This is a genomic window from Paenibacillus sp. FSL H3-0286 (genome assembly GCF_045040705.1).
In the GTDB taxonomy this organism is placed as follows: domain Bacteria; phylum Bacillota; class Bacilli; order Paenibacillales; family Paenibacillaceae; genus Paenibacillus_AQ; species Paenibacillus_AQ odorifer.
Window position 1 is genome coordinate 2,944,134 of sequence record NZ_CP150285.1, and the last position, 13,939, is coordinate 2,958,072.

The following is a 13,939-nucleotide window of genomic DNA, read 5'->3' on the forward strand; positions in this document are numbered from 1 at the left end:
CTTTGGGTTAACGTGTCCCTGCATTATTACCTGCTGTGGTATTATTACTGCCCCCAGTACTGTTACCTCCGCCGACTGGTGTTTCCGTCGGTAGTAGCGGGAGAATGTTACCTGGATCCTCAATAATGTCTCCTGGTGTCGCCTCAGGCTCTGTAGGCGCCTCTGTACCAGGTTGTTGATCAGGTGTAGGAGTTGCTTCTGGTGTTGGTGTAATCCCTCCAGCAACGCTGCCAGAAGCCGTCTCATTACCTGCAACATCCACGGCGGTTACATAAAAGGTTGCATTAGCACTTGCAGGTGTACCCGGTGTGAATACCTTGTTCTCATCTGCCATGAGTATAGATTGCTTCTGGAAAGAACCTCCGTTTAATGAACGATATAAGCGGTATCCCACAACATCTGCCGAGCTGCTAGCGGAGAAGCTGATGACCGCTTTACCAGTGCTATAAGAGACGTTAACATTTCCGGGAGCAGCAGGGGAAGCCCCATCGTCCACACGTGGATCAACTTCTGTTGGGAAATCCGTCTTGGCATCGGCTGGCATATAATACTCCAGTGATTTATGATCCTTCATCTTAGGGAAGGCAGCCAGGAGTTCTTTGACTAATTCCTGTATCGGCTTCTCACGTTTAACGACGATTTTTTCCTTTAGGAACTCCTCTGGAGTGCCTTCCAACGGGATATAATTGACGCCTTTGTAAGTAATATACTTGGCTTTGGAAATCCCGTCGTCGCTCTCTTTTGGCACATATTTTGTATTAAATATATCCGTTGTGAATTTATCAGTCAGGGATGTTGGCAATTTGCCGCTATATGCGGAAACTGTCTTTTTGATAATTCCCTCAGGTTGTGCAAATTTGTCTGTGACGAATAGTTCCGGCTGCTTATCAATGACAGCATTCAACACTTTTGCCCATAATGTTTGGGCTTGACGTTTTTGTGTATCTCCCGTAAGAGTGTTGATTTGCTCTTTGTAGCCGACCCACATTCCCAGTGTGACATCAGGAGTGTAGCCCATAAACCATACGTCTCCATAATTCTGGGTAGATCCAGTCTTACCGACAATCGGAATTTCTTTAGAGTGTTTATATTCTCTTTTTACTGTGCTGGCTGTACCCTCTGTAATTACAGTTCGCAGCATATCTGTCATTAGGTAAGCTGTTTGCTTAGAGAATACTTGCTCAGGATTAACCTTGTGCTGATAGATAATTTTGCCCTCTGAATTGACGATTTTCTCAATCATGTAGGCATCATTAAAAGCTCCTTGGTTACCGATAGCGGAATAGGCATTGGTTAACTCTTCTACGGATACTCCGTATTTCAGACCGCCTATAACCCCAGTCTGCGCGCTGTAATCATCATCTGTGAGGGTGGAGATCCCCAGCTTTTTAGTAAAGGCCCAAGATTTCTCTATTCCGACCTTTTCATTAAACAGCTTAAGCGCAGGCAAGTTGAGCGATTTGTTAAGTGCGTAACGGGCAGTGACCAGACCTTGATAGCGATTATTGGCATTCTTAGGAATGTGGAATCCTTTTCCGCCGTCTTTTAGAATAATTGGCGCGTCATCCACAATCCCGGCAGGCTGAATCAGCCCTGCATCTAAGGCTGGTAAATAAGCTGAAATTGGCTTCATAGTCGATCCGGGCTGACGGATCATTTGGGTAGCATAATTCATCTGCTCAATATTGAAGTCGCGACCCTCAATCATGCCGAGAATGGCTCCGCTTTTGTTGTCGATTAACATGCCAGCCGTTTGTTCCATACCTTTGGTTTTGCTGTCTTTAGTAAAATTATTGCTGTCTTCTGAGACACTATGCATTGCATTGTAAACTTTTTTATCAATGGTTGTGTAGACTCGATAACCGCCGGTCATGAGCTGCTGTCTTGCTTCCTCAAGTAACACGGCATTGTCAGTAGTGCTATTGGCATCCGTTGTGCCATTTTTCTCTTCATTCAATGATAGAAGGATCTCGGATGCTTTACGCTCAGTCTCCATCATCAGATATGGATAGGTAGCATAGGCTTTTTTGGTGTGCGGCGCCAGAGAACTCTTGATATCAAATTGAAGGGCTTCATCATATTGAGAGGTAGTAATCTTATTCTCTTCAAGCATACGACGAAGTACAAGATGTTGACGGTCCATAGCTCTGTTGAAAGCTTTTTCGTTGAATTCACCTATGCCATTAAATGCAGAATAAGTGGAAGGGAGCTGCGGAAGACCAGCCAAATAAGCTGCTTGAGCCACGTTCAATTTGTCCAGATCGTCTAGACCGAATATTCCCTTGGCTGCTGCTTTAATTCCGAATACATTGTAGCCATTCGAGCCATTGCCGAAAGGAACCTTATTCAGATAAGCCGTTAATATTTCTTGCTTGGTCAAGAAGCGTTCCAATCTAAGAGAAAGTAGAATTTCTTTTACTTTGCGATCTTCTGTCCGATCCAGATTCAGGAATACACGTCTTGCGAGCTGCTGGGTGAGTGTACTGCCTCCGGTCTGAACGGATTCATTGAGAAGCTTTTGTTTGACGGCACGTAAGGTGCCTTTGAAATCCACGCCATTATGCTCATTAAAATTATTGTCCTCTATAGCGAGAACTGCATCGATAATAAGCTGGGGGATATCGTTGAATTCAATGAGCCTTCGGTCTTCTTCTGTCCGAAGCTGGCCGATCGGTGCGCCGTCTCGGAAATAAGCGAATCCGGTGATCGCATTTTGACTGACCTGCTGCTGAATCATTTCTTCGGAGCGAACAGGTTCATCCTTCACAATGGAAGCGACATAGCCTGCTACAGCACCACCGGCAAATAGAACGCCTATTATTCCAAGAATAAACATCCACTTAACTACAGAACCGAACCTGCTTAGGGCGGATCTGCGGGGTGAAGGCTTCTTAGCGTTTTTTTTCTTGTTCTCTTGAGCCATCGACGATAATTCCTCCTTTTAACGGAATTATTATAGCATAAATTGGCGTTTTTGAATGCGCTTCTACCTGATTCTCATGGTCTTAAGATTCGACTTTTGTGCAAAAATTATAAATAAAGTAATTTAGGGTATGATTTGCGGAAGCATAACCTTTTACAAACGGCATGGAATTTAGGATATTGACATAACAAAAAGCCCCCGGATTAATCCGGAGGCTTTGGTCATACCCGCTAAAAGCGAGATATTAACGGTTGTAGAACTCGACGATTTGTTTCTCATCGATATCCTGGGAAAGCTCGGAACGTTCTGGCAAACGAATATATTTACCTTCGAAAGATCCTTCAGCATATTCCAGGTAAGCTGGAAGGTGGTTACGGTTAGCAAGAGCTTCTTTAATGGAAGCCATGCCTTGGCTCTTCTCGCGAAGACCGATAACGTCGCCCAAGCTTACACGGTAAGAAGCGATGTCGACTTTTTTGCCGTTTACAGTTACGTGTCCGTGGGATACCAACTGACGTGCTCCAGCACGGGAGTTAGCAAATCCAAGACGGTAAACTAGGTTGTCCAAGCGGCTTTCAAGCAAGAACATGAAGTTTTCGCCCGCAAGACCTGGAAGTTTTTGTGCTTTAGCGAAGAGAGTACGGAATTGTTTCTCTCCCAAGCCGTACATGTGACGCAGTTTTTGTTTTTCCAAAAGCTGCATTCCGTAGTTACTTACTTTTCTGCGTTGGTTAGCGCCGTGTTGTCCTGGTGGGAAAGGGCGTTTCAGGTCTTTGCCTGTACCGCTAAGGGAAATGCCCAGACGGCGGCTGAGTTTGAATTTAGGTCCGGTGTAACGTGCCATGTTATAGTAGACTCCTTTATATTTGAAATTTCAGGTTAGGGCTCTATTTGCGCCGCATTTCGTATCCGTGATTAGCATTAATGGCTTCCACACTACCAGGGAAGTTCAGCCGCTGCCCTGGCAGTAACGAAATGCGTGAGGGTGACACAACGTTACGCCCAAGTAAGACTTGTTACAGTCTTGTTCAACAATAAATATTATATGAAAGTAGCATATAAAGTCAAGCGCATATTAAAAGAGTTTTTGTCATTCTTTGTCGTTAGTTCTTTGGTCCTAAAAAAAATCCCGGAAATAAGGAAAATATAATGCAATACACAAAGAAAGGGAGTAAAATATAGTTAATTAGATGTTAATTGGGAAGGTTTTTTTTCTTAAATGAGAAGCAAAGGGGATCTTCGTTATGTCAGAACAGAAAGCATACGCTTCTCAAGACAGTCGTATGCTGATACAGGACAAATTGCACACTAGTAGAGATTCCGAAGATCCCACCGCCTGGCTTAGGGAAACGGAAATAGTGTCCCATGACTTCCCATATTTGGCCAATCTGATTGCAGACAGCTTCGAGGAATGGATCGATGGGCTAGAGGCTCTACCATTCGCTAAATCATGGGATTGGTGTGTGCTGAATTTTGAAGGCAGATATTTTGCTGATATTGCCGATCAGCAAGAACGATGGAGGCACCAATGGGAGCAAGCGGCTGCAGCTAGTTTACTTTCTGGCGCAACCTCATCTGTTCAACTTACGGTGCAGGGTCAGGATATGAGCTTTTTTACTATACCGCTCATCACTCGCGTTGACAAAGAAATTTTTGCCTTCCTGGGCTGTGCTATGCCGACACAACAATATTTAATGGGTGGACGAGATACTGCTGAGGCTATATCTTTGCAGTACCGGACCATATTCTATCATAAGTTTGAACATATTTTTGTAACTGATCTTGCGAGTGTTCATCAACATGCTGAACGTGAGAGCAATCGCCGCTCCTTGTTATTTCAGATCGTTCAGCGGATGCATGACAATATTGATGTGAACGCTGTGCTTACGGAGGTTATAGATAGCATTTCTGCAATGTACCCTGGTGCTAGGCTTGAGCTGTTTATGTCGCAAGATCACCGCAGCACTCATCCGCAGGTCAAACCTTTACCGTTTCAGATGTCCAGTGATGATGTCTGCGCTAGAGCATTTAAAGACGGCCGTGTTGCTCTGAACACCAACACTGAAGATCAACACATTGTAGAGATTGGTCTTCCGCTAGGCGGGAAGCAAGGGGTTTATGGCGTATTCCACATGGTGATGGATAACTCGATCTTTATGGATGTAGATTTACGGTTTCTCTCGATGGTGGCGGATACCGCAGGTACTGCTTTTGAGAATGCCAAGCTGTATGAACGCTCCAATCAGCTCATTCGTGAGCTGCGTATGAGTAACGAACTTACACAACGGCTGAATCAGAGCTTGCGTTTAGGGGATATTTTTCAATTTGCGTTTGAAGAGCTGCTTGAGATGTTTGGCGCTGACTACTGCTGTATTTTACATATGAACGAAGAAAAGGGCGGGCTAGAGGTTATTGCTTGCAATCATTCCTCCTTGCAAAATGAAATTTTAGAAGTAGGACAAGGTTTAGGAGGGAAGGTCTATACTACTGGGGAATCATTAATCATGTCTAACTACATAGATAATCCTAATACTACTTCTCGTTTAATGAATGCTACCGGGTCGCAGTCGCTGATTGCCACACCTTTAAGTGTAGGTGGTGAAGTGCGTGGTGCCATCATGTTGGCGCATCGCGATGCCCATTATTTCTCTTATGACAATTACAGATTGCTTCAGGCGATGGCGGGGCATATTGGACTAGCTGTAGGGAATGCAAGGCTGCATGCCGAAGTTAGACGTCTAGCGAACAGAGATAGCCTAACTGGACTTTATGCTCGTCATTATCTGGACGAAGAAATAAAGGAACGGCAGTCTACAGATTTTTGCGGTTGCTTAATTGTTGTGGATATCGATCAGTTCAAGATGGTGAATGATACCTATGGTCATCAAAAGGGCGACAAGATCTTAAAAGAGGTCAGTGAAATTGTGAAGTCCTCCATTCGTCAAGGGGATATTGCTGCGAGGTGGGGTGGAGAAGAACTGTCGGTCTATTTACCATTAATGGGAGTAGAACAGGCAGTAAATGTGGCTGAACGTATTCGTAAGCGAGTGATGAATGAGACCGAACCTAATGTAACAGTGTCCTGCGGTATAGCAGAATGGAGCTGGATGGACGAACGTGTAAGCGTCGAATCCCTGTTCTATCGAGCAGATATGGCACTGTATAAAGCTAAGAACAATGGGCGTAACCAAGTGATCGTTGACACTAAAGAGAATGGCAGCGGTGTGAAGGAATTGCCTCATAAGTAAAAGAGATAGCAGAGCAGCGGTTCTCCCGTATTTGGAGAGTCGCTGCTTTTTGTTTTGGCAGATGGCTGGCGCTTCGACTGTGTATCAAATATGCCGCTGCGATGCATTCGGACCCAGATGACGCTATTGGCATGTATTTTGCCTTTGGGGCATGTTTTCGGACACCAGAGACACTATTGCTTAGTAATGGGGGCATATCGGGCGCATTTCGGGTAAATAGCTGCGCTGGAGTCCGTTGGTATGGGAAATATCGGGAAATGCTGCGTTAAGGGTCAGCTGTGTCCGTTAGAGACAACGGTGCGGCAACTGGCATCGGTAATATTCGCACATCGGCATTTGACCAGCGGTTCTCCCGTAATAAGGAGTTGCTGGTCATTGTTTTGATAGTTGGCTCGCTGCTTCGATTGTGTATCATACATGCCGCTGCGATGCATTCGGACCCAGATGACGTTATTAGCATGATTTTAGCTTTTTAAGTGAGGTTTCGGACACCAGAGACGCTATTGCTTAGTAAGAGGGGCATATCGGGCGCATTTCGGGTCAATAGCTGCAATGGAGTCCGCTGGCATACGAAATACCGCAAAATACTGTAATTAAGGTCAGCTGTGTCCGATAGAGACAACGGCGTGGCGACTGCAACGGTCATATTCGCGCATCGGCATTTGACCAGCGTTTCTGACGTAATAGGGAGTTGCTGGTCATTGTTTTGATAGTTGGCTGGCTGCTTCGACTGTGTATCCATCATGCTGTGAGGCCTTCGGACTCAGATGACGCTATTGGCATGATTTTAGCTTTTTCAGCAAGGTTTCGGACTCCAGAGACGCTATTGCTTGGAAAAAGACTCATTTTGTGCGTTTTTAAGGTCAATAGCTGCGCTGGAGTCCGTTGGTATGGGAAATATCGGGAAATGCTGCGTTAAGGGTCAGCTGTGTCCGATAGAGACAACGGGGTGGCGATTGGCAGCGGTCATATTCGCGCATCGGCACGTGACTAGCAGTTCTCCTGTTATTGGAGAGTCGATGGTCATTGTTTTTGATAGTTGGCTGGCGCTTCGACTGTGTATCATACATGCCGCTGCGATGCATTCGGACCCAGATGACGCTATTGGCATGATTTTAGCTTTTTAAGCAAGGTTTCGGACTCCAGAGACGCTATTGCTTGGAAAAAGACTCATTTTGTACGTTTTTAAGGTCAATAGGTGCAATGGAGTCCGTTGGCATACGAAATACCGCAAAATACTGTAATTAAGGTCAGCTGTGTCCGAAAGCTTCAACGGTGTGGCGACTGGCAGCGGTAACTTCGTGAGTCTGAAGGTAGTATGTACTGACATTCAGAAGCAAGCGACAAACGCGCATAAGTTAGAGCAATGTATGGAAACCGATTACAGCAACGTATTTGCATCTGTATAAGGCGCGCAGGAAGGGAGAACCCTATAGTGGGCTGTAAAGTAAAATACTCCAAGAAAGGCCTGATGACCGTGAGAAAGTCATTATTACTGAAGGGGTTAGTTCTTATGATTTTTACCTTGTCCTGCGTGTTCAACAGCGGTTGCAGCGTTATTAGAGACAAACCAGCCAAGGAAGATCTAAGTTTGGTGTTAGCGGGTATAACGGGCAGTGATGGGGTTACTTTTAAAGGGTCAACCATGCTTACAAAAGGTGGAAAGACCGTTCCGGAATCCATGATATTTTACGAAGGCACAGTACAGGACCATAAGAAGGTCAATCTGTATACACTGCTTCCTGATAAATCCTCAGCCACAAAAAAATCAGCAAATAGCGCTAAAGATTTAAAAAGCAGCATCACTTCTATGAAAGCTTTCCATAGTCAGCTAGAGAAAAAAGAGGGGGAATGGGTAGCGTTGACCACTGAAGATTCCTCTGAGGACGGAAATCCGCTTGCTTTGCTTAATCCGTTGAAACAGCTGGAGGAGCTGCAATCCATGGAGGCTAATGTGACTGAAGATGCGGGTGCAGGCAGAGGGACAAATGTGCTACGGATCGAGCTGACGCCTGCTGAGGCCAGAAAGCAGCTGACTGCTGAATTGGAAAAAGAGATGCAAGACCTTCGACCTGAAACACCAGATTCTGCTGGAAAAATAACAAAGAACGACCAGGCGGTTACGCAAGCTTTGGTGGAGCTATGGGAGAAGAAAAATAATGAATTACAGCAAAAGCTGAAACAAGCTAATGTTGAGACTGTCTACCATTTAACCGTTGATACAAAACATAATCTGCCGAGAAAGCTCACCTTAAATCGTAAGGTTACCTATTCGGAAGCGGGGAATGAATCTGATAATGAAACTTATGTATCACAGGTGAATTTTTCAGGCTTTCGTTGATTTTCACATTATCCCACAGGTCTTGCGCTCCATACAGGGCGTGCTACAATAGAAAAGCTTGCTTATTTTTTAGACAGAGGAAGGAAGAATACACAATGAAAGATCCCAGAATTCAAAAGCTGGCAGCTAACCTAGTCGGTTATTCCGTAAATGTCCAGCCAGGCGAGAACGTGCTCGTCGAAATGATTGGCAATGAAAGAGATTTAATCAAAGCTGTTGTAGAGGAAATCGGCAAGGCCGGCGGTCATGCTTTTGTACAATTAACAGATCGTACAGTCCTGCGCAGCATGCTTAAATACGCAACTCGTGAGAGTCTTCAGACATGGGCTGAAATTGACTTGAACCGGATGAAGCAAATGGATTGTTATATCGGGATTCGTGCAGGTGAGAATGTGAACGATCTGTCCGATGTTCCTGAAGAAAATATGAAATTGTATAACTCGTTGTACTCTCATCCAGTGCATAGCGAACAACGTGTGAAGCATACGAAGTGGGTAGTACTGCGTTATCCGAATGCGAGCATGGCTCAGCTTGCGAATATTAGCACTGAAGCGTTTGAGGACTTTTATTTCGAAGTGTGTAATTTGGATTACGCCAAGATGGACAAGGCTCAGGATGCTTTAGCTGATCTCATGCGCAGAACGGATAAGGTACATATTTTGAGTGCTGGAACAGATCTTAAGTTCTCGATTAAAGGAATCGGTGCAGAGAAATGCTCCGGGCAAAAAAATATTCCGGATGGCGAGGTTTACAGCGCCCCCGTTCGCGATTCTGTAAATGGAACGATCAGCTATAATGCACCGTCAGTATATAATGGAGTGACCTTTGAAAATATCAAATTCAAATTCGAGAACGGAAAAATTGTTGAAGCCACCAGCAATGACTCCGCTCGTTTGAACGAAATTTTGAATTCAGATGACGGCGCGCGTCATATTGGCGAATTCGCTATTGGTTTTAACCCTTACATTCTTCACCCGATGAATGATATTCTTTTTGACGAAAAAATCGCAGGCAGCCTGCACTTTACGCCAGGACAAGCATATGATGTTACAGATAACGGTAACCGCTCCTCCATTCACTGGGATCTTGTGTTGATCCAACGTCCCGATTATGGCGGCGGTGAAATTTATTTTGACGATGTATTGATCCGTAAGGATGGAATTTTTGTGTTGCCGGAACTCGAAGGTCTGAATCCTGAAAACTTGAAATAAAATGTAATAACAAGAAAACTCCTTGCACAAGTAAGCGGATTCAATGTATCATAAGAAATGATAACAAAAGACTAAAGTTTTATAATCAAGTTGCGGAGGGATTTCTATGTCCAGTAACAATGCGGCAATTGTCGATATTGCCCAAACGGCAGGCCAGTTCAACTCTTCAATCGTTCTTCAAGCGGACAACAAGTACATTGATGTTAAAAGTATCCTTGGTTTGTTCACTACTTTGGTATCCAGCCAAAGCTATGAGCTTCATGTTCATGGGGCAGATGCTGAAGAAGCTAAGAAGGCAATGACTGAAGTGTTTGCAAAACACGGTTTGAAATTCACAGTTGTTGCTGAGTAATAGTCGTGCTAAAAACGTCCTACCGGTTTTCGGTGGGGCGTTTTTTCTAGAAGTAGATACGAAACTTGATAGGATAACGCAGCAGGTTCTTTTAAATATATGGTTAGTATAAACTGAATTGTTGTATTGATACCGGATTTCGTCTAATATTAAGTAAAATAGTAAAAGCAGCTTAACTTTTGGACATGGGGGGGATAGAGGCATGACTTCATCGGAATTACAGGAACAGTATAATCTTAAAGCAATCAATCTTCTACAAGAAGATGCCGATAAAATTCAGCAACTTATAGAAGTGCAGATGGAGAATCTGGCAACACGCTACTGCCCTCTCTATGAGGAAGTGCTGGATACCCAGATGTACGGTTTCTCCAGAGAAGTGGATTTTGCGGTTAGAGCAGGTTTGGTCCCAGAGATTACTGGTAAGATGGTACTAAGTAAGCTGGAGCGTAACTTAGCAGTACTCTACGAGGCTTTGAACAACAAAGCGAAGGAAGAATAAATATCGGTTTCTTAAGTATTTATAGAAGCGCACATGAGGACGAATCGCTCATGTGCGCTTTTTGTTGTGTACAATGGTTAATAATGATTATACGAGATAGAAGGAGACTCCTAAAATCAGGTAGACCGTTAATAACAAGAGACCCTCATACCAGTTAGTTGAGCCGTCCTGAGTAATTGATTTGGCAATAAAGACGGCTACACCGATGGCGACAATTTCGATGGTCGTAAAAACTATGTCCATTGTATCACCCATGAAATAACTGGCGAAGATTAGGACAGGTGCTACGAACAGGGCGATTTGCAGACTGCTTCCAACCGCAATTTCTACTGCCGCACCGATTTTGTTCTTCATGGCCAGCATAATGGCTGCACTATGCTCTGCGGCATTACCGATGATGGCTACGAGGAACGCACCTACAAACAGCTCGCTGAATCCGAAACGCTCTGTCAAAGTCTCTAACGTTCCTACCAGCCACTCACTCACGAAGGCTACCATTACAGTGGCAAGCACGAGATAAAGGATGGATTTGTTTTTGGACCAAGCAGGGGCATGTTCATGAGCTAATTCTTCTTTACCCTCTTCTGTAACGTCCTCTAGATGTTTCTTATGCGTGATCATGGAGAAGATTAGCCAAGCTATGTACGAAGCGATGAGCAGCCCGGCAACGATTAAACTGAGCACATCGGTATCCTTCTCCGTAATAGAGTGGGTGGTAAAGAACATAGCGGGAACAAATAAGGCAATGACGGCAACGATCATCAGGGAGCCATTCATTCCGGCAAGGGTTACGTTGAAGTTCTGAACTTTGAACTTCATCCCGCCGGCGAAAATACTCAATCCTAGAACAAGCAACAGGTTGCCGATAATAGAACCGGTAAGACTGGCTTTGACCATGTCGAACAATCCTTCCTTAACCAGGAAGAAGGCAATGATTAGCTCAGCAGCATTGCCGAAGGTGGCGTTTAGGAAGCCGCCCAGTCGTTGTCCGGCATAATGAGCTACACTTTCAGTGGCCCGGCCGAGAAAACCAGCCACAAACACCACAGCGATTGCTGATAGAATGAACTGCAGGGTATGATCCCAATCGGCATAATGGCCGATCGCACTAAGGATAAAGGCGATACCCATCAGTGATGGTGAAATCCATTTTTTCAATGTGAAGGCACTCCTATCTATGTATTTAGATTGAATTCATAATCAATATACCCAAATTGTTCCTAGGTGTAAACGAGAAAGCGATAAAGTGATTTGCTTTTTAGCCTGTTTTGGAATTACAATAATTGATAATGAGTGTAGGGGGGATATGGCATGGCAGAACAACTTCAACTGGAAATGGGAAATATACGAATTTCAAATGACGTCGTCTCAAAAATTGCCGGTTTGGCTGCCTTGGAGACTCCGGGAATTGCAGCCATGTCTGGTGGCCTGTCAGAAGGCTGGGCGAAACGTCTAAGCGGTAAGAACGTTCAGAAGGGCGTTACCGTTGAAGTAGGACAACTGGAAGCAGCAGTAGATCTACGAATTATCGTTCTCTATGAAACACCGATCCACGAAGTGTGCCGGATGCTTCAGCAGAACGTACGTGAAGCTGTGGAGAGCATGACTGGACTTCATATTGTTGAGGTAAATGTCAAAGTTGAAGGCGTAGCTTTCAAGAATGATGAAATCTCTTAAAAAACTTGTACACAAAAAAGCAGTCCAAGGTTAATTCCCTGGGCTGCTTTTTTATGTGTAAATTCCCTAACCTCCGGCTTTATAAAGCTTACCGGGAACGAACCTGTCTAACCGTTGTTACAGATTTCGTTACTTCCTCTTTGGCAGGAAGGTTGGTTTCTCTTGAGATGCTTAGCATAATTCCCATGCACAGCATGCTGACAAGGAGTGAAGAGCCCCCGTAGCTGATAAACGGCAAGGTAACGCCGGTAAGAGGGATTGTATTGGTTACACCGCCGATATTGACAAAGGCCTGAATGGCTATGAGGCCCATAATCCCAATTCCGACGAGCGTACCAAAGGGATCCTTACACCTTAAAGCGATTAGAATACCTCGCCAGATAAAATACAGATATAACATCAAAAATATGGAGGTCCCAAGAAAGCCGAACTCTTCACCAATTACGGGGAAGATAAAGTCCGTATAAGGGTATTTTAGATAGTCCAGCTTTTGAATGCTTTTGCCGAAGCCGGAACCACTTACTCCACCTTGGCCAAGAGCGGTTAAGGATTGAATAATGTTATAACCATCACCCTCAGCAACCTGATAAGGATCTAAAAAGGCAACGATACGACCTTTTCTATAATCCTGAGTGTCAGTGGCTTTATCGGATGGAGATAAGGAATCAATCGCTGCTTTGGCGCCTATAACTAGTCCTACACCCAGCACTAGCAGTGCTATAGAGCCCAGAATATGCTTCATGCTGGCACCACCGGCATAAATAACAAGTCCGCTGGTAGCTACGAGAATAAGGCAAGAACCTAAATCCGGCTGCATCATTATAAGTCCGGCAACAATACCCACGATGACCATTACAGGGATATATCCTGTACGGAAATCTCTAAACCGTTCACCTTTTTTGGTGATGAGTGCTGAGATATACAGGATAATCGATATTTTGGCTAATTCGGTGGGTTGAATTCCAAGTGTTCCGATACTAAGCCAGCTCTTGGCACCATTAATTTTTTCAGAGAAGGCTACCACGAGCAGAAGTATAACGGTGATGATAAAAATAGGTACATACCACTTCTTAAACTTACTGTAGTGAATGTTCATAGCTATAAACATAACAATGGTTCCGAGTACGATCCAGATCACTTGGCGTTTAATGAAAAATAGAGGGTCATTACCGAACTTCGGGCTTGCTAAGGTTAAGCTTGAGCTAGCACTGAAGACCATGACTAGACCGAAACCCACAAGTAGTAGTGTTAAGATAAGTAGTTGGAAATCGGGTGTTCCTCTTTTGGGCAGGCTGACATTTTGTTTCGTCGTTCCCTTTCTGTTACTCAAGCCTCTAACAGCTGCTTTAATTCAAGAATCCGCTTAGCAGCAGTGTCCAATACTGGTTTTGGCACCGGAGATTCATATTCCAGGCCATGAGGGAAGGTTGCTTTTCCTAAGTATACGGCTTCAATTGCAAGTACGGCATCAGACTTCTCTAGCTTTCCCTCGACAGCGCGAGTGTTAATGCGTAGGAAGTATTCGCCACCATCCTGTGGGTCTTCAATTTTGCAGTCGTAAGTGGCACGATAGTATTCCCATTGCCAGCGGATGAAGCCAGCTTTTGTGGCACTCTCGTCCAGATAGAGAAGATCACTCTTCAATCCTACGAGGCCCGTGTTCTCAAAAATCATAGCACGCATATCCC

14 protein-coding genes are annotated in these 13,939 nt (G+C 44.5%); 9 read left to right on the forward strand and 5 right to left on the reverse strand.

The genetic code is table 11. The features are described from left to right. Window positions 1-7: 7 nt before the first annotated feature. Together MHB37_RS13180 and rpsD are read right to left on the reverse strand one after the other, a co-directional pair. On the reverse strand, window positions 8-2,923 hold the full coding sequence (locus MHB37_RS13180) for a transglycosylase domain-containing protein (RefSeq protein WP_405169484.1): 2,916 nt from the start codon (window positions 2,921-2,923) through the stop codon (window positions 8-10). 244 nt (window positions 2,924-3,167) lie between these two features. Beyond that, window positions 3,168-3,767, reverse strand: a complete 600-nt coding sequence (gene rpsD, locus MHB37_RS13185; protein WP_036686147.1) for a 30S ribosomal protein S4 — start codon at window positions 3,765-3,767, stop codon at window positions 3,168-3,170. Window positions 3,768-4,167: 400 nt separating this feature from the next. On the opposite strand from rpsD, the gene MHB37_RS13190 reads away from it, so the two are divergent. From MHB37_RS13190 to MHB37_RS13225, 8 genes are all read left to right on the forward strand, one after another. Next, window positions 4,168-6,171, forward strand: coding sequence for a sensor domain-containing diguanylate cyclase (locus tag MHB37_RS13190; protein WP_076306359.1), 2,004 nt, complete (start codon window positions 4,168-4,170; stop codon window positions 6,169-6,171). 278 nt (window positions 6,172-6,449) lie between these two features. After that, complete coding sequence (locus MHB37_RS13195) at window positions 6,450-6,647, forward strand: hypothetical protein (RefSeq protein ID WP_139331052.1); 198 nt, start codon at window positions 6,450-6,452, stop codon at window positions 6,645-6,647. A 414-nt stretch (window positions 6,648-7,061) separates the two neighbouring features. Beyond that, entirely contained in the window at window positions 7,062-7,298 is a 237-nt protein-coding gene (locus MHB37_RS13200; RefSeq protein ID WP_405169485.1) for a hypothetical protein, read from the forward strand. Between the two features lie 129 nt (window positions 7,299-7,427). Further along, window positions 7,428-7,580, forward strand: coding sequence for a hypothetical protein (locus tag MHB37_RS13205; RefSeq protein WP_179087520.1), 153 nt, complete (start codon window positions 7,428-7,430; stop codon window positions 7,578-7,580). Window positions 7,581-7,684: 104 nt separating this feature from the next. Next, window positions 7,685-8,512: a hypothetical protein gene (locus tag MHB37_RS13210; RefSeq protein ID WP_139331051.1), complete on the forward strand. Its 828-nt coding sequence runs from the start codon at window positions 7,685-7,687 to the stop codon at window positions 8,510-8,512. Between the two features lie 95 nt (window positions 8,513-8,607). Further along, window positions 8,608-9,723 carry an aminopeptidase gene (locus MHB37_RS13215; RefSeq protein ID WP_036686152.1) on the forward strand — a complete coding sequence of 372 codons (1,116 nt, stop codon included), beginning with the start codon at window positions 8,608-8,610 and terminating at the stop codon, window positions 9,721-9,723. A gap of 106 nt (window positions 9,724-9,829) precedes the next feature. Then, window positions 9,830-10,075 carry an HPr family phosphocarrier protein gene (locus MHB37_RS13220; protein WP_036686154.1) on the forward strand — a complete coding sequence of 82 codons (246 nt, stop codon included), beginning with the start codon at window positions 9,830-9,832 and terminating at the stop codon, window positions 10,073-10,075. Window positions 10,076-10,277: 202 nt separating this feature from the next. Beyond that, window positions 10,278-10,574 (forward strand): YlaN family protein, encoded by a 297-nt coding sequence (locus MHB37_RS13225; protein WP_036686156.1) that lies wholly within the window; start codon window positions 10,278-10,280, stop codon window positions 10,572-10,574. Between the two features lie 87 nt (window positions 10,575-10,661). Here MHB37_RS13225 and cax read toward each other — a convergent pair whose 3' ends face one another. Beyond that, complete coding sequence (gene cax / locus MHB37_RS13230) at window positions 10,662-11,732, reverse strand: calcium/proton exchanger (RefSeq protein ID WP_036686157.1); 1,071 nt, start codon at window positions 11,730-11,732, stop codon at window positions 10,662-10,664. A 153-nt stretch (window positions 11,733-11,885) separates the two neighbouring features. On the opposite strand from cax, the gene MHB37_RS13235 reads away from it, so the two are divergent. Continuing rightward, entirely contained in the window at window positions 11,886-12,251 is a 366-nt protein-coding gene (locus MHB37_RS13235; RefSeq protein WP_019911482.1) for an Asp23/Gls24 family envelope stress response protein, read from the forward strand. An 88-nt stretch (window positions 12,252-12,339) separates the two neighbouring features. On the opposite strand, the gene ftsW is transcribed toward MHB37_RS13235, so the two are convergent. Together ftsW and MHB37_RS13245 are read right to left on the reverse strand one after the other, a co-directional pair. Then, entirely contained in the window at window positions 12,340-13,581 is a 1,242-nt protein-coding gene (gene ftsW, locus MHB37_RS13240) for a putative lipid II flippase FtsW (protein ID WP_081387374.1), read from the reverse strand. Further along, the gene (locus MHB37_RS13245) at window positions 13,578-13,925 is read right to left on the reverse strand and encodes a YugN family protein (RefSeq protein ID WP_036686159.1); all 348 of its coding nucleotides are present in this window, start codon (window positions 13,923-13,925) and stop codon (window positions 13,578-13,580) included. Before MHB37_RS13245 ends, ftsW begins: the two co-directional genes overlap by 4 nt. Window positions 13,926-13,939 lie beyond the last annotated feature (14 nt).

Coding starts and splice junctions, on each gene's coding strand:
- MHB37_RS13180 (WP_405169484.1), bottom strand. CDS start 2,923: ATGGCTCAAGAGAACAAGAAAAAAAACGCTAAGAAGCCTTCACCCCGC.
- rpsD (WP_036686147.1), bottom strand. CDS start 3,767: ATGGCACGTTACACCGGACCTAAATTCAAACTCAGCCGCCGTCTGGGC.
- MHB37_RS13190 (WP_076306359.1), top strand. CDS start 4,168: ATGTCAGAACAGAAAGCATACGCTTCTCAAGACAGTCGTATGCTGATA.
- MHB37_RS13200 (WP_405169485.1), top strand. CDS start 7,062: ATGGGAAATATCGGGAAATGCTGCGTTAAGGGTCAGCTGTGTCCGATA.
- MHB37_RS13210 (WP_139331051.1), top strand. CDS start 7,685: ATGATTTTTACCTTGTCCTGCGTGTTCAACAGCGGTTGCAGCGTTATT.
- MHB37_RS13215 (WP_036686152.1), top strand. CDS start 8,608: ATGAAAGATCCCAGAATTCAAAAGCTGGCAGCTAACCTAGTCGGTTAT.
- MHB37_RS13220 (WP_036686154.1), top strand. CDS start 9,830: ATGTCCAGTAACAATGCGGCAATTGTCGATATTGCCCAAACGGCAGGC.
- MHB37_RS13225 (WP_036686156.1), top strand. CDS start 10,278: ATGACTTCATCGGAATTACAGGAACAGTATAATCTTAAAGCAATCAAT.
- MHB37_RS13235 (WP_019911482.1), top strand. CDS start 11,886: ATGGCAGAACAACTTCAACTGGAAATGGGAAATATACGAATTTCAAAT.
- MHB37_RS13245 (WP_036686159.1), bottom strand. CDS start 13,925: ATGATTTTTGAGAACACGGGCCTCGTAGGATTGAAGAGTGATCTTCTC.